This window comes from Enterobacter sp. EC_64 (assembly GCF_019584165.1).
In the GTDB taxonomy this organism is placed as follows: domain Bacteria; phylum Pseudomonadota; class Gammaproteobacteria; order Enterobacterales; family Enterobacteriaceae; genus Enterobacter; species Enterobacter roggenkampii.
In genome coordinates this window covers 19,121-35,140 of record NZ_VDAS01000015.1, presented here as the reverse complement: position 1 = coordinate 35,140, position 16,020 = coordinate 19,121, and the positions used below count along the sequence as shown (strand labels likewise).

General features: G+C 53.5%; 16 protein-coding genes. All 16 read right to left on the bottom strand.

What is annotated here, in order from left to right:
* Positions 1-157 precede the first annotated feature (157 nt).
* The 16 genes from phoU to atpI all read right to left on the bottom strand — a co-directional run bounded on the left by phoU (position 158) and on the right by atpI (position 15,517).
* On the bottom strand, positions 158-883 hold the full coding sequence (gene phoU, locus FHC52_RS13705) for a phosphate signaling complex protein PhoU (RefSeq protein WP_008500182.1): 726 nt from the start codon (positions 881-883) through the stop codon (positions 158-160).
* Between the two features lie 26 nt (positions 884-909).
* Entirely contained in the window at positions 910-1,683 is a 774-nt protein-coding gene (gene pstB / locus FHC52_RS13700) for a phosphate ABC transporter ATP-binding protein PstB (protein WP_008500183.1), read from the bottom strand.
* 47 nt (positions 1,684-1,730) lie between these two features.
* Positions 1,731-2,621 (bottom strand): phosphate ABC transporter permease PstA, encoded by an 891-nt coding sequence (gene pstA / locus FHC52_RS13695; RefSeq protein ID WP_008500184.1) that lies wholly within the window; start codon positions 2,619-2,621, stop codon positions 1,731-1,733.
* Positions 2,621-3,580, bottom strand: coding sequence for a phosphate ABC transporter permease PstC (pstC, locus tag FHC52_RS13690; protein ID WP_008500185.1), 960 nt, complete (start codon positions 3,578-3,580; stop codon positions 2,621-2,623). Before pstC ends, pstA begins: the two co-directional genes overlap by 1 nt.
* Positions 3,581-3,708: 128 nt before the next feature.
* On the bottom strand, positions 3,709-4,749 hold the full coding sequence (gene pstS, locus FHC52_RS13685; protein WP_008500186.1) for a phosphate ABC transporter substrate-binding protein PstS: 1,041 nt from the start codon (positions 4,747-4,749) through the stop codon (positions 3,709-3,711).
* Between the two features lie 321 nt (positions 4,750-5,070).
* Complete coding sequence (gene glmS / locus FHC52_RS13680; RefSeq protein WP_008500188.1) at positions 5,071-6,900, bottom strand: glutamine--fructose-6-phosphate transaminase (isomerizing); 1,830 nt, start codon at positions 6,898-6,900, stop codon at positions 5,071-5,073.
* Positions 6,901-7,124: 224 nt separating this feature from the next.
* On the bottom strand, positions 7,125-8,495 hold the full coding sequence (glmU, locus tag FHC52_RS13675) for a bifunctional UDP-N-acetylglucosamine diphosphorylase/glucosamine-1-phosphate N-acetyltransferase GlmU (RefSeq protein ID WP_058653733.1): 1,371 nt from the start codon (positions 8,493-8,495) through the stop codon (positions 7,125-7,127).
* Positions 8,496-8,633: 138 nt separating this feature from the next.
* Positions 8,634-9,053 carry a F0F1 ATP synthase subunit epsilon gene (locus FHC52_RS13670; protein ID WP_006177560.1) on the bottom strand — a complete coding sequence of 140 codons (420 nt, stop codon included), beginning with the start codon at positions 9,051-9,053 and terminating at the stop codon, positions 8,634-8,636.
* Between the two features lie 20 nt (positions 9,054-9,073).
* Positions 9,074-10,456: a F0F1 ATP synthase subunit beta gene (atpD, locus tag FHC52_RS13665; protein WP_003862362.1), complete on the bottom strand. Its 1,383-nt coding sequence runs from the start codon at positions 10,454-10,456 to the stop codon at positions 9,074-9,076.
* 31 nt (positions 10,457-10,487) lie between these two features.
* Positions 10,488-11,351 (bottom strand): F0F1 ATP synthase subunit gamma, encoded by an 864-nt coding sequence (gene atpG / locus FHC52_RS13660; protein WP_008500191.1) that lies wholly within the window; start codon positions 11,349-11,351, stop codon positions 10,488-10,490.
* A 51-nt stretch (positions 11,352-11,402) separates the two neighbouring features.
* Entirely contained in the window at positions 11,403-12,944 is a 1,542-nt protein-coding gene (gene atpA / locus FHC52_RS13655; protein ID WP_003862367.1) for a F0F1 ATP synthase subunit alpha, read from the bottom strand.
* A 12-nt stretch (positions 12,945-12,956) separates the two neighbouring features.
* Positions 12,957-13,490, bottom strand: a complete 534-nt coding sequence (gene atpH, locus FHC52_RS13650) for a F0F1 ATP synthase subunit delta (protein WP_008500192.1) — start codon at positions 13,488-13,490, stop codon at positions 12,957-12,959.
* Between the two features lie 14 nt (positions 13,491-13,504).
* Positions 13,505-13,975 (bottom strand): F0F1 ATP synthase subunit B, encoded by a 471-nt coding sequence (gene atpF / locus FHC52_RS13645; RefSeq protein WP_003862370.1) that lies wholly within the window; start codon positions 13,973-13,975, stop codon positions 13,505-13,507.
* A gap of 48 nt (positions 13,976-14,023) precedes the next feature.
* Entirely contained in the window at positions 14,024-14,263 is a 240-nt protein-coding gene (atpE, locus tag FHC52_RS13640; RefSeq protein ID WP_000429386.1) for a F0F1 ATP synthase subunit C, read from the bottom strand.
* Positions 14,264-14,312: 49 nt separating this feature from the next.
* A complete protein-coding gene (gene atpB, locus FHC52_RS13635; RefSeq protein WP_008500193.1) occupies positions 14,313-15,128 on the bottom strand; it encodes a F0F1 ATP synthase subunit A in 816 nt (271 codons plus the stop codon).
* An 8-nt stretch (positions 15,129-15,136) separates the two neighbouring features.
* A complete protein-coding gene (gene atpI / locus FHC52_RS13630; protein ID WP_008500194.1) occupies positions 15,137-15,517 on the bottom strand; it encodes a F0F1 ATP synthase subunit I in 381 nt (126 codons plus the stop codon).
* Positions 15,518-16,020 lie beyond the last annotated feature (503 nt).

Sequence of the window (16,020 nt, the reverse complement as noted above, 5' to 3'; positions counted from 1 at the left end):
CAGGCACGCTAATGAATTTTTCATATACCATCCTTTGCTGTTTTTTCGTCTCACGTTAGCGCGTTTCGAACGTCAGGCAACGGATGAAGGGGAAAATTGTGATTACACTAGAAATAACAACGCCGGTGAGTACCGGCGTTGTTATCAGATGACAGGATTACTCTTTCGGATCTTTACCCGCCAGCAGCTTGTCCAGCTCGTCGCCGCCCACGTGACGGAAGTCCTGACCCTTCACGAAGTAGAAAATGTATTCGCAAATGTTCTGGCAGCGGTCACCGATACGCTCGATAGAACGCGCGCAGAACAGGGCCGTCAGCACGCTCGGGATCGTACGGGAATCTTCCATCATGTAGGTCATCAGCTGGCGCACGATGCCTTCATACTCCTGATCGACCTTCTTGTCTTCACGGTAGATACGCACCGCTTCGTCCAGATCCATCCGCGCAAAGGCATCCAGCACGTCGTGCAGCATCTGCACGGTGTGGCGGCCCAGTGACTCCAGGCTGACCAGCAGCGGCTGATGCTGCTGCGAAAACTTCTCCAGCGCGGTGCGGCAGATTTTATCGGCGACGTCACCAATACGTTCCAGCTCGGCGATGGTTTTGATGATCGCCATCACCAGACGCAGGTCGCTCGCCGTCGGCTGACGTTTCGCGATAATGCGCACGCAGGCTTCGTCGATAGCCACTTCCATCATGTTGACGTTTTTATCGCCTTCAATGACGCGCTTCGCCAGCTCGCTGTCCTGGTTGTGCATCGCCGTAATCGCATCAGAAAGCTGCTGCTCGACCATGCCGCCCATGGTCATCACCTGGGTGCGAATGCTTTCCAGCTCTGCGTTGAACTGGCCGGAAATGTGTTTATTAAGATTGAGGTTGTCCATGGTTTCTCCACATGCACTAAGGCAAATCAACCGTAGCGGCCAGTAATATAATCTTCGGTTTGTTTCTTCGCGGGCTTAGTGAACAGATCGTCCGTGTTACTGAACTCAATCAATTCACCCAGGTACATAAACGCCGTGTGATCGGAGCAACGCGCAGCCTGCTGCATGTTGTGGGTCACGATAACCACGGTGTAATCCTGCTTCAGCTCGGTGATCAGTTCTTCAATACGACCGGTTGAAATCGGGTCCAGCGCTGAACACGGCTCATCCAGCAGCAACACTTCCGGGCGGATCGCAATACCGCGCGCAATGCACAGACGCTGCTGCTGACCACCGGAGAGAGAGTACCCGCTCTGGTGCAACTTATCTTTGGTTTCGTTCCATAATGCGGCCTTGGTCAAAGCCCACTGCACGCGCTCATCCATATCGGCACGGGAGAGCTTTTCAAACAGGCGAACGCCAAAGGCGATGTTGTCATAAATGGACATCGGGAATGGCGTGGGTTTCTGGAACACCATCCCCACTTTCGCGCGCAGCAGGGCAATATCCTGAGCCTGGGTCAGAATGTTTTCACCGTCGAGGATGATTTCCCCTTCAGCACGCTGCTCCGGATAGAGCGAATACATTTTGTTAAAGGTACGCAGCAGCGTGGATTTCCCACAGCCGGACGGACCGATAAATGCCGTGACCTGGTTCTTCGCGATATCCAGGTTGATGTTCTTCAGGGCATGGAATTTGCCGTAGTAGAAGTTCAAATCACGAACCTGAATCTTACCCGGGGCAGTATCAACCATACTCATTGACTCATTTCCTCATTCGGCGCCGCGAGCTGCCGCGCCGTAAAAAATTAACCGTGTTTCTTCTTCGCGAAAATGACGCGCGCCAGAATGTTCAGCAACAGTACGCAAAGGGTAATGATCAGCACCCCGGCCCAGGCCAGCTGCTGCCATTCCGCGAAGGGGCTCATCGCAAATTTAAAGATCGTCACCGGTAGGTTGGCGATCGGCTGCATCATGTCCGTGCTCCAGAACTGGTTGGAGAGGGACGTAAACAGCAGCGGTGCCGTTTCACCCGCAATACGCGCCACCGCCAGCAGGATACCGGTCATGATCCCGGAGACCGACGCCTTCAGCGTAATCGCAGAGATCATCTTCCATTTTGGCGTACCCAGCGCGTAAGCCGCTTCACGCAGGCTGTCCGGCACCAGTTTTAGCATGTTCTCGGTGGTTCGAATCACAATCGGCACCTGCAGCAGCGCCAGCGCAATGACGCCCGCCCAGCCGGAGAAGTGTTCCATCTGCGCCACCACGACGGTATAAACGAACAGACCTACGACGATAGACGGGGCTGACAGCAAAATGTCGTTAATGAAACGAATGACTTCCGCCAGCAAGGATTTACGACCGTATTCCGCCAGGTAGATGCCCGCCATGATGCCCAGCGGCGTGCCGAAGACCGTGGCCCAGAGGATCAGCAACCCGCTGCCCGCCAGGGCATTCGCCAGGCCACCACCCGCCGTGTTCGGCGGCGGCGTCATTTCGGTGAACAGCGAGAGTGACATTCCGTCAATCCCGCGAACGACCGTTGAGAAGAGGATCCAGACAAGCCAGAACAGACCGAATGCCATCGTCGCCATAGAGAGCGTCAGGGCAATGCGGTTTTTCATGCGGCGTCTGGCCTGCATTTTGCGGCGGGATTCCGCCAGTTCAGCAGTAGCTTGCATTTCGAGAGTGGCCATTAGCGTGCTCCCTCATTTTTAGCGAGACGCATAATCATCAGCTTGGAAATCGCCAGAACAATGAAGGTAATAACGAACAGAATCAGACCCAGCTCCATCAGCGCCGCGACGTGCAGACCCGATTCCGCTTCCGCAAATTCGTTTGCCAGCGCAGAGGTAATACTGTTACCCGGCATATAAAGCGACGCGCTGTCGAGCTGATAGGTGTTACCGATGATGAAGGTGACCGCCATGGTTTCACCCAGTGCACGACCCAGGCCCAGCATCACGCCCCCGATCACCCCATTTTTGGTGAACGGAAGAACAATGCGCCAGATCACTTCCCAGGTGGTGCAGCCGATGCCGTAGGCCGACTCTTTCATCATCACCGGCGTTTGTTCGAAGACATCGCGCATGACCGCCGCAATGTACGGAATAATCATGATGGCGAGGATCACACCCGCCGCCAGAATGCCGATACCGAAAGCCGGGCCAGAGAACAGGGCCCCCACAAACGGAATGGCAGAGAGGACGTTACCCACCGGTTCCTGGAAGTACGTGGCGAACAGCGGCGCAAAGATAAACAGACCCCACATGCCGTAGACGATACTTGGGATGGCCGCCAGCAGTTCGATGGCGATACCCAATGGGCGACGCAGCCAGCCCGGCGCCAGCTCCGTCAGGAACAGGGCGATACCGAAACTTACCGGAACCGCAATCAGCAGGGCGATGAACGAGGTCACCAGCGTGCCGTAAATCGGCACCAGTGCACCGTAGATATCGTTCGGCGCATCCCACTCTTTACTCCACAGGAAGGAGAAACCGAATTTCTGGATGCTCGGCCAGGAGGAGAAAATCAGAGACACGATAATGCCGCCCAGCAGCAATAGCACAATCAGCGCAGCCAGTTTGACCAGCGCGCTGAAAATCATGTCACCTTTTTTACCCGGAGGGTTAAATGCAGGCTTGGTTGCAGCCATAAATTACTCTTCTGTTTGAGACGTTTTTACGAATATGCCCGGTGGCGCTGACGCTTACCGGGCCTACAGAGTAAACCGTAGGGCGGGTAAGCGCAGCGCCACCCGCCATCTTCGTTAAATATATCCTGTTAGTACAGCGCTTTACCGCTGCTGTCTTTCACGTTGGTTTTCCATGCAGCGCGAATCTGCTCAACCACGTTGTCTGGCAGGGTGGCGTAATCCAGAGCGTTAGCCTGTTTGCCGCCGTTTTTGTATGCCCAGTCGAAGAACTTCAGCACTTCAGCGCCCTGTTCAGGTTTCTTCTGCTCTTTGTGCACCAGGATGAAGGTGGTAGAGGTGATTGGCCACGCTCCTTCGCCCTTCTGGTTAGTCAGATCCTGCGCGAAGGATTTGCTCCAGTCAGCGCCTTTGGCGGCGTTAGCAAAGTTCTCTTCGGTCGGGCTAACCGGTTTGCCGTCGGCAGACACCAGTTTGGTGTAGGACAGGTTGTTCTGCTTCGCGTACGCATACTCTACGTAGCCAATGGAGCCAGGCAGACGCTGTACGAACGCGGCGATACCGTCATTACCTTTACCGCCCAGACCGGTAGGCCAGTTAACGGTAGAGCCGGAGCCGACTTTAGATTTCCACTCTTCGTTCACTTTCGCCAGGTAGCTGGTGAACACGAAAGAGGTACCAGAACCATCCGCGCGGCGAACCACGGCGATGTTCTGGGAAGGCAGCTTCAGGCCTGGGTTGAGTTTGGCGATCGCTTCGTCATCCCATTTTTTGATTTTGCCCAGGTAGATGTCACCCAGGGTTTTGCCGTCCAGCACCAGCTCACCCGACTTCACGCCCGGCAGGTTGATCGCCAGAACCACGCCACCGATCACGGTAGGGAACTGGAACAGGCCTTCCTGAGCCAGTTTGTCATCAGACAGCGGAGCATCTGATGCGCCGAAATCAACCGTGTTCGCGGTAATTTGTTTTACGCCACCGGAGGAGCCGATACCCTGATAGTTAACCTTGTTACCGGTTTCTTTCTGGTAGGTATCCGCCCATTTGGCATACACCGGCGCAGGGAAGGTTGCACCAGCGCCAGTCAGGCTTGCTTCTGCAAATACAGAGAACGCGCTCAGAGATAAGGTCGCGGCGACAACAGTTGCGACAGTGGTACGCATAACTTTCATAATGTCTCCTGCAAGATTTTCGTAAATCGTTGTTTAGTGGCTACGATGAGCAAAATAGGACAAACAGGTGACAGATAAATGTACGAATTATGACAGTTTTATGACAATGAAAATTTCACTTAAAAATAAGCAAAATAAAGCTTAATTTTCATCGTGTTAGCCACTTTTATGACGAACCGTTTTCAGAAATATTTTCTTTATGTGACACTGAAAAAAGTAGCTGAAGATAACAAATTGTCATTATTAAAAACGTGAACGAATTGATTAAAAACAAACCAGGCGGGATAAAAAAGCTCCACCCGAAGGTGGAGCCTGAAGGGATTATTCTACAGTAACCGATTTCGCCAGGTTACGCGGCTGGTCAACGTCGGTGCCTTTGATCAGCGCCACGTGATAGGCCAGTAGCTGCAACGGAACGGTGTAGAAGATCGGCGCAATCACCTCTTCCACATGCGGCATCTCGATGATGTGCATGTTGTCGCTGCTGGCGAAACCGGCATCTTTATCAGCAAAGACGTACAGCACGCCGCCACGGGCGCGGACTTCTTCGATGTTGGACTTCAGTTTTTCCAGCAGTTCGTTGTTCGGTGCCACGACGATAACCGGCATATCCGCGTCAATCAGCGCCAACGGACCGTGCTTCAGCTCGCCTGCCGCATAGGCTTCAGCGTGAATGTAAGAGATCTCTTTCAGCTTCAGCGCGCCTTCCAGCGCAATCGGATACTGATCGCCACGGCCCAGGAACAGGGCGTGATGTTTGTCAGAGAAATCTTCCGCCAGAGCTTCAATGCGTTTGTCCTGAGACAGCATCTGCTCAATACGGCTCGGCAGCGCCTGCAGACCGTGAACGATGTCATGCTCAACAGAGGCATCTTCACCTTTCAGACGCGCCAGTTTCGCCACCAGCATCAGCAGAACCGTCAGCTGAGTGGTAAACGCCTTGGTGGAGGCCACGCCGATTTCGGTACCCGCTTTGGTCATCAGCGCCAGATCGGATTCACGCACCAGCGATGAGCCCGGGACGTTACAGATGGCCAGAGAACCCAGATAACCCAGCTCTTTAGAGAGACGCAGCGCCGCCAGGGTATCTGCCGTTTCACCTGACTGGGAAAGGGTGATCATCAGGCTGTTACGACGCACGGCAGATTTGCGATAGCGGAACTCAGACGCAATTTCTACGTCGCACGGCACGCCCGCCAGAGATTCAAACCAGTAGCGAGAGACCATACCGGAGTTGTAGGAGGTGCCGCAGGCCACGATCTGAATATGCTCGACCTTGCTGAGCAGTTCGTTCGCGTTTGCGCCCAGCTCGCTCAGATCCACTTCACCATGGCTGATGCGCCCGGTCAGGGTGTTTTTGATGGCGTTTGGCTGCTCGTAAATCTCTTTCTGCATGTAGTGACGGTAAGCGCCTTTGTCGCCCGCGTCGTACTGCAGATTCGATTCGATCTCCTGACGTTTCACCTGCTCGCCTTTGGTATCGAACACGGTTACGCTGCGGCGAGTCACTTCGGCGATATCCCCCTCTTCGAGGAAGATAAAGCGACGCGTTACCGGCAGCAGTGCCAGCTGATCGGAAGCGATAAAGTTTTCACCCATGCCCAGGCCGATAACCATCGGGCTACCGGAACGCGCGGCCAGCAGCGTTGACGGGTCGCGGGAATCCATGATCACCGTACCGTACGCACCGCGCAGCTGAGGAATAGCACGCAGCACCGCATCACGCAGCGTACCGCCCTGCTCAAGTTCCCAGTGCACCAGGTGAGCAATCACTTCGGTGTCAGTTTCAGAGACGAAGGTGTAGCCGCGCGCTTTCAGTGCTTCACGCAGCGGTTCGTGGTTTTCGATAATGCCATTGTGCACGACCACGATGTGTTCAGACACATGCGGGTGCGCGTTGCCTTCAGACGGTTCGCCGTGCGTCGCCCAGCGGGTGTGCGCAATACCGGTTCCCCCGTGCAGCGGATGTTCTTCCGCGGCCTGGGCCAGCATCTGCACTTTACCGAGACGACGCAGACGGGTCATATGACCTTCTGCATCGACGACAGCCAGACCGGCAGAGTCGTAACCACGGTATTCCAGACGACGTAAACCTTCGAGAAGGATTTCAGCAATATCACGCTGCGCAACTGCGCCAACAATTCCACACATAATTTATATTCCGAATTTAGGCATTATGCCTGCGTTGTCGCTGACCTGTATTTGCCCTTTCCGGGCACCCCGAGCCTTGTAGAGAGTGGGGTTATTTTTATGGGTACTGCTTGTGGGGGGAGATATATATTTATCTCCTCTCCCGGGTTTGCCTGATGACGGCTACGCCTTATCAGGCCTACTCAATCGTAGGGCGGGTAAGCGTAGCGCCCCCCGCCTTGTTGTTACTTTTTCTTCACCGGGCGTTTCCAGCCCTGCTTGCTGACCTGCGGAACGCGGCTTAATACCAGCTCGTTCTCGGCCACATCGCGCGTTACGGTTGTTCCAGCGGCAATGGTCACCCCGTTACCCACGGTAACAGGCGCCACCAACTGCGTATCGGAGCCAACGAACACGTCATCACCAATGATCGTTTTAAACTTATTGGCGCCGTCATAGTTACAGGTAATCGTCCCTGCACCAATATTCACGTTATTGCCAATTTCCGCGTCGCCCAGATAGGTCAGATGACCGGCTTTAGAGCCTTTACCCAGACGCGCTTTTTTCATCTCCACGAAGTTACCCACGTGAGCGCCTTCCAGCAGCTCAGCACCCGGGCGCAAACGCGCAAACGGGCCGATGGTACAGGCCACATCCAGACGGGCATCTTCCACCACGCTGTACGGGCTGATTTCACAGTCGTCACCAATGACGCTGTTTTTGATCACGCAGCCAGCGCCAATTTTGACGCGGTTGCCCAGCGTGACGTGACCTTCGAGGATAACGTTAGTATCAATTTCAACGTCGCGCCCGTGAGATAACGTGCCACGCAGATCGAAACGCGCCGGATCGCGCAGCATCACGCCAGCCAGAAGGAGTCTCTCGGCCTGTTCGGACTGATAAACGCGCTCAAGACGGGAGAGTTGAAGACGGTTGTTCACCCCTTCGGTTTCGCTGATGCGCGCCGGATGGACCGCCGCAATCTCGCGCCCTTCCAGGTATGCCATCGCAATAATGTCGGTGATGTAGTATTCACCCTGGGCGTTATTGTTATTGAGCTTCGACAGCCAGCGCTTCATATCCGCACCATTGGCAATCAGGATACCGGTGTTGATCTCCTGAATCTGACGCTGCGCCTCGCTGGCATCTTTATGCTCAACAATACCCGTAACGTTGCCGTTTTCACGGGTGATACGGCCATAACCGGTTGGATCGTCCAGCACGACGGTTAATAAACCGATGCCGCCCTGCGGTTTGGCTTCACGCAGGCGAGTCAGCGTTTCAACGGAGATCAGCGGGACATCGCCGTAGAGCATCAAAATGTCTTCGTCATCCGCAAAGAAGGGCGCTGCCTGCTGCATGGCATGGCCTGTACCCAACTGCTCGGCCTGAAGCACCCAGTTGAGCTTGTCGTCGCTCAGCGTCTTTTTAAGCAGATCGCCGCCGTGGCCGTAGACCAGGTGGACCTGACTGGCGCCCAATTCATTCGCTGCATCAATGACGTGCTGCACCATTGGCTTTCCTGCAAGCGTGTGAAGCACTTTAGGCAGGTCGGAATACATGCGGGTCCCTTTGCCTGCGGCAAGGATCACCACGCTCATCGCACTGTTTGACATACGCATCCTGACGGTTGTTTGAGTGAGAAGTAAAAACGTTTGATGCTTAAAATTCTACATCTTTTTCATCATGAATTAAGGCCGAAAAAAAAAGCCAGCCTGGTATCCAGACTGGCTTTTGTGCTTTTCAAGCCGGTGTTACATCGCTTTTTTGGTCAACTCGATAACGCGCAGTTTCGCGATCGCTTTGGCCAGCTCCGCAGACGCCTGAGCGTAATCCACGTCGCCATGAGAGCTGCTAATGTGCTCTTCAGCCTTACGCTTCGACTCCAGGGCTCGCGCTTCGTCGAGATCCTGGCCACGAATAGCGGTATCGGCCAGAACGGTCACACTGCCAGGCTGCACTTCAAGAATGCCGCCGGACAGATAGATAAACTCTTCGTGACCGAACTGTTTAACGATGCGGATCATACCAGGCTTAATGGCGGTGAGCAGCGGTGCGTGACCCGGGAAGATACCCAGTTCACCTTCACTACCCGTTACCTGGATTTTCTCGACCAGACCAGAGAACATTTGTTGCTCTGCGCTGACGACGTCCAGGTGGTAAGTCATTGCCATATCACCCTCCGATTAAGGCGTTAAAGTTTTTTGGCTTTTTCCACAGCTTCTTCGATGGAACCAACCATGTAGAACGCCTGCTCTGGCAGGTGATCGTATTCGCCTTCCATGATGCCTTTAAAGCCACGGATGGTGTCTTTCAGGGAAACGTATTTACCCGGAGAACCGGTGAATACTTCCGCAACGAAGAACGGCTGGGACAGGAAGCGCTGGATCTTACGCGCACGTGCTACCACCAGTTTGTCTTCTTCAGACAGTTCATCCATACCCAGGATGGCGATGATGTCTTTCAGTTCCTGGTAACGCTGCAGCAGGGACTGTACGCCACGCGCGGTGTCGTAGTGTTCCTGACCAACAACCAGTGGATCCAGCTGACGGCTGGTGGAGTCCAGCGGGTCAACGGCTGGGTAGATACCCAGAGACGCGATCTGACGGCTCAGTACCACGGTTGCATCTAAGTGCGCAAAGGTGGTGGCTGGAGATGGGTCAGTCAAGTCATCCGCAGGTACGTATACCGCCTGAACGGAGGTGATAGAACCGGTTTTGGTAGAGGTGATACGTTCCTGAAGAACACCCATCTCTTCCGCCAGCGTTGGCTGATAACCTACCGCTGAAGGCATACGACCCAGCAGTGCAGATACTTCAGTACCGGCCAGGGTGTAACGATAGATGTTATCAACGAACAGCAGAACGTCACGGCCTTCGTCACGGAACTTCTCAGCCATCGTCAGGCCGGTCAGCGCAACGCGCAGACGGTTTCCAGGTGGCTCGTTCATCTGGCCGTAAACCAGGGATACTTTGTCCAGAACGTTGGAGTCGGTCATTTCGTGGTAGAAGTCGTTACCCTCACGAGTACGTTCACCTACGCCCGCAAACACAGAGTAACCGGAGTGCTCGATCGCGATGTTACGGATCAGCTCCATCATGTTTACGGTTTTACCTACACCCGCACCACCGAACAGACCCACTTTACCGCCCTTCGCAAACGGACACATCAGGTCGATAACTTTGATACCGGTTTCCAGCAGTTCCTGAGAGCTGGACAGCTCTTCGTAGGAAGGTGCCGCGCGGTGGATAGCCCAACGCTCTTCTTCACCGATGTCGCCTTTCATGTCGATTGGCTGACCCAATACGTTCATGATACGACCCAGTGTTGCTTTACCTACCGGGACTTCGATCGGGTGCTCAAGGTCTTTGACTTCCAGACCACGACGCAGACCGTCGGAAGAACCCATCGCGATGGTACGCACGATACCGCCGCCGAGCTGCTGCTGAACTTCCAGCACCAGGCTCTCGTTACCATTCTGTACCTCAAGCGCGTCGTACACGCGTGGTACGGCGTCCTGAGGGAACTCGACGTCCACCACGGCGCCGATTACCTGGACAATCTTTCCAGTAGCCATCTTGAATCCTCTACGTAATTCGTAAACCTGGTTAAACCGCGGCGGCCCCCGAGACGATCTCGGTGAGTTCCTGAGTAATGCTGGCCTGACGAGCTTTGTTGTAAACCAACTGCAGCTCTTTAATCAGGCTGCCGCCATTATCGGTCGCGGCTTTCATCGCCACCATTCGTGCGGCCTGCTCGCTGGCCAGGTTTTCTACAACGCCCTGATAAACCTGAGATTCAACGTAACGACGCAGCAGGGTATCCAGCAGCGGTTTCGGATCGGGTTCATACAGGTAATCCCAGGCTTTTTGCTTCAGCTCGTCATCTTCTGATGCCGGTAACGGCAGCATCTGAGTGAGCGTTGGAACCTGAGACATGGTGTTAATGAATTTGTTGCTGACAACGTACAGTCTGTCCAGACGGCCTTCATCATAGGCCTGCAACATCACTTTAACCGGTCCGATCAGTTCGGACAGGGACGGGTTATCACCCATACCGGTCACCTGAGCGACAATGTTGCCACCAACGGAGTTAAAGAAAGAGACGCCTTTAGAGCCGATCATTGCGATATCGCACTGAACGCCTTTTTCAGACCATGCTTTCATATCCGCCAGCAGTTTTTTGAACAGGTTAATGTTCAAGCCGCCACACAGACCACGGTCGGTCGACACCACCAGGTAGCCCACGCGCTTAACGTCGCGTTCTTCCAGGTAAGGGTGCTTATATTCCAGATTACCGTTTGCAAGGTGACCAATCACTTTGCGCATGGTTTCTGCATAAGGACGGCTGGCCGCCATGCGATCCTGCGATTTACGCATTTTGGAAGCGGCGACCATCTCCATCGCTTTAGTGATCTTTTGCGTGTTCTGGACGCTTGCGATCTTACTACGTATCTCTTTTGCGCCGGCCATGAGCTTCTCCTCAATGCCAGGCGGCTTGTCCTGAGACAAGCCGCCGGACGATTACCAGGATTGGGTTGCTTTGAAGGAATCGAGGATAGCTTTCAGCTTGCCTTCGATTTCGTCGTTATAGCCACCGGTCTGGTTGATCTCTTGCATCAGCGGAGCGTGATCACGGTCGACGTAAGCCAGCAGAGCGGCTTCGAAGCTACCGATTTTCGCCAGTTCCACATCTTCGAGGTAACCGCGTTCAGCCGCGAACAGTACCAGGCCCTGCTGAGCAACAGACATTGGTGCGTACTGTTTCTGCTTCAGCAGCTCGGTCACTTTCTGACCGTGGCTCAGCTGTTTACGGGTTGCTTCGTCCAGATCGGATGCGAACTGAGAGAACGCAGCCAGTTCGCGATACTGTGCCAGCGCGGTACGGATACCACCGGACAGTTTCTTGATGATCTTGGTCTGAGCAGCACCACCCACACGGGATACGGAGATACCCGGGTTAACCGCCGGACGAATACCGGAGTTAAACAGGTTGGTTTCCAGGAAGATCTGACCATCGGTAATGGAGATTACGTTGGTCGGAACGAACGCAGAAACGTCACCCGCCTGGGTTTCAATGATCGGCAGCGCGGTCAGAGAGCCCGTTTTACCCTTCACTTCACCTTTGGTGAAGTTCTCGACGTATTCCGCGTTAACGCGGGAAGCACGCTCCAGCAGACGAGAGTGGAGGTAGAATACGTCGCCAGGGAACGCTTCACGTCCAGGTGGACGACGGAGCAGCAGGGAAACCTGACGATAAGCAACAGCCTGTTTAGACAGGTCATCGTATACGATCAGCGCATCTTCACCGCGGTCACGGAAGTATTCGCCCATTGCGCAACCGGCGTATGGTGCCAGGTATTGCAGTGCAGCAGATTCAGACGCGGTCGCCACAACAACAATGGTGTTAGACAACGCGCCGTGCTCTTCCAGTTTACGAACCACGTTAGAAATGGTGGACGCTTTCTGGCCGATGGCCACGTACACACATTTGATGCCGGAGTCACGCTGGTTGATGATGGCGTCGATTGCCATCGCGGTTTTACCGGTCTGACGGTCACCGATGATCAGTTCACGCTGACCACGACCGATTGGGATCATGGCGTCAACGGACTTATAACCTGTCTGAACAGGCTGATCTACGGACTGACGGTCGATAACGCCTGGTGCGATAACTTCGATTGGGGAGAAGCCATCGTGCTCAACCGGACCTTTACCGTCGATTGGCGCACCCAGGGTGTTAACAACGCGACCCAGCAGGCCACGGCCAACCGGTACTTCCAGAATACGGCCAGTACACTTAACCTTCATGCCTTCGGCGAGGTCAGCGTATGGACCCATCACAACTGCACCAACGGAGTCGCGCTCCAGGTTCAGTGCGATAGCGTAACGGTTACCCGGCAGGGAAATCATCTCACCCTGCATACAATCGGCCAGGCCGTGGATGCGGATAACACCGTCACTTACAGAAACAATAGTACCTTCGTTGTGAGCTTCACTCACAACATTGAACTGAGCAATGCGCTGCTTGATCAGTTCGCTGATTTCGGTGGAATTCAGTTGCATGCTCCAGTCCCCTTAAGACTGCAAGACGTCTGCAAGGCGCTCAAGACGGCCGCGTACGCTGCCATCAATGACCATATCACCCGAGCGGATGATTACGCCTGCCATTACAGACTTATCGATTTTGCAATTCAGCTTAACTTTGCGTGACAGACGTTTTTCCATCGCGGCGGTAATTTTCGCAAGCTGTTCGTCACTCAGTTCAGTCGCAGAAGTCACTTCGACTTCAGCGGTAGCTTCACTAAGGGCACGTAAGTGCTCAAACTGCTCGAGAACATCCGGGAGCACACGGAGACGACCATTCTCTGCCATCACCTTAATCAGGTTCTGGCCGTTGGCATCCAGTTGCTCTCCGCACACGGCGATAAACGACGCGGCGAGGGTTTCAGGTGCTAACGCACCGGAAAGCAACTCGGCCATTTGTTCGTTTTTCGTCACCTCAGCGGCAAACGCCAGCATATTCTGCCAGCGATCGACATTTTGGTGTTCGATAGCAAAGTCAAAAGCTGCTTTGGCGTAGGGGCGAGCTACCGTAACAAATTCAGACATCAGCCCCTCCCTCCTTACAGTTCAGCGACAAGTTTGTCCACGATGTCGCTGTTAGCAGCTTCATCCACGGAACGTTCGATGATCTTCTCGGCGCCAGCAACAGCCAGAATCGCAACCTGCTTACGCAGTTCTTCACGAGCACGTTTACGCTCAGCTTCAATTTCAGCCTGAGCCTGTGTCACGATCTTAGTACGTTCCTGTTCTGCTTCAGCTTTCGCTTCGTCCAGGATCTGCGAACGGCGTTTGTTAGCCTGTTCGATGATAACCTGAGCTTCCGCTTTCGCTTTTTTCAGCTGGTCTGTCGCGTTGGCCTGTGCAAGGTCCAAATCTTTCTTAGCGCGTTCTGCAGAAGCCAGACCGTCAGCAATTTCTTTCTGACGTTTTTCGATGGCTGCCATTAAAGGCGGCCATACATACTTCATGCAGAACCAGACAAAGAGAATAAACGCGATGGCCTGGCCGAGGATTGTTGCGTTCATGTTCACAGCACAATACCTCTTTAATATCTGTGGCTTAGGGTTTTAAAACTACTACTACGCGACAGCAAACATCACGTACAGACCCAGACCTACAGCGATCATTGGGATAGCATCCACCAGACCCATAACGATAAAGAACTGAGTACGCAGCAGAGGAATCAGATCAGGTTGACGCGCAGCGCCTTCCAGGAATTTGCCCCCGAGGATGCCGATACCGATCGCAGCACCGATAGCCGCCAGACCCATCATCACAGCGGCAGCCATGTACAGCAGATCCATATTCAGGTTTTCCATGACAGTCTCCAGTTTGTTTCAATTAAAACGTAGTAGTGTTGGTAAAAAATCAGTGCTCTTCAGACGCCATCGACAGATAGACGATCGTCAGAACCATGAAGATAAAGGCTTGCAGCGTAATGATCAGGATGTGGAAAATGGCCCACGGCACATTCAGAACCCACTGTGACCACCACGGCAGAAGACCCGCGATCAGAATGAAAATCAGCTCACCCGCATACATGTTGCCGAACAGTCGCAGACCCAGTGAAACAGGTTTGGACAGCAGGCTAACGCCTTCCAGGATCAGGTTGACCGGAATAAACGCCCAGTGGTTGAACGGCTGCAAGGTAAGCTCTTTCACAAAGCCGCTTACGCCTTTCATTTTGATGCTGTAGAAAAGAATCAGGATAAACACGCCCAGCGCCATCGACAGGGTGATGTTCACGTCCGCAGACGGTACAACACGCAGTGCAGGCAGGCCGAAGATGTGCTCGCCAATAAACGGCAGCAGATCGATTGGCAGCAGGTCCATCAGGTTCATCAGGAAGACCCAAACGAACACGGTCAGCGCCAGCGGAGCAATCAGCTTGCTCTTGCCATGGTACATGTCTTTGACGCTGCCATGGACGAAGCCGATGATCATTTCGATGAAGGTCTGGAATTTCCCTGGTACACCGCTGGTCGCTCGTTTAGCAACACCGCGGAACATGGCCAGGAACAGAAGACCCAAAACCACCGAGAAGAACATGGAGTCGATGTTGATCGTCCAGAAGGTGGCCGGGGGGTTATGTGGATCCACCAGCGAGAATGTACGCAGGTCCAGCTGAAGGTTATTCAGATGGTGACCTATGTAATCCTGCGGCGTCATATTTTCTGAAGCCATGATGCCTTTTACCCTTTGTTATTGATTACAGCTGGAGCCAGAACTTGTACCACCAGCACCAAAACCCACGTTGCTATCAGCGGCATGAAGACCACTTTCAAAACCGCCAGCGCCATCACCAGTAGAGCAAAGGTCAGCAACACCTTACACACTTCGCCGAGGGCGAAGGACCAGGCCACGCGGCCTTTGGCAGGTGTATGCGCCTGATGACGCCAGGCAAAAATCATAAACAACACGTTTGGCAGCACAACCGCCAAACCCCCGCACACGGCGGAGATGCCCCAGAAGGGGTCTTTGAGGCTAAACAGCAGTCCACTTGCTATCACAGCCAGAAACTGAATGAACAGAAGCTTACGAGCAACGTTTCTACTCAAGAGCGACACAGACATCACGTTTTTACTCCTGCTCCCTTCGAGGTATGCCGCGTGTCGTATAAAACGTCCTTTAAGGCTCAGAGTCAAGCATCAAAAAGCGGTCAAATTATACGGTGCGCACCCGTGATTTCAAACATTAAGTAGCGAAAAGGTGAATAAATGTTTAAATATTTTTCCCCACCGCTATTTTTTAACTTTCGCTGAAAGCGTCAACCTTCGACCAAAACTGCAAACAGCGCGAAAACGTTGTCGATAAAGCGTGCACGAGATCACAAAACACACATTTGCGATAAGGTTGTATTTATCAAAGGCGCAAATCGCAGAAATTTATCTTTATGAAATTAAACGCAAAATGTCGCAACTATTTTCAAAACAGCCCAGTACACAATAAAAACCTTTTATTGACATTCTTAATAAATAATTAACATTGCGTTCTGGTTACTGCCTTCCACTTTTAGCAGACTTATATTTTCAAAGATGACTATCTTCTCGGTGAATAACGATTGCTTCGTTAACCG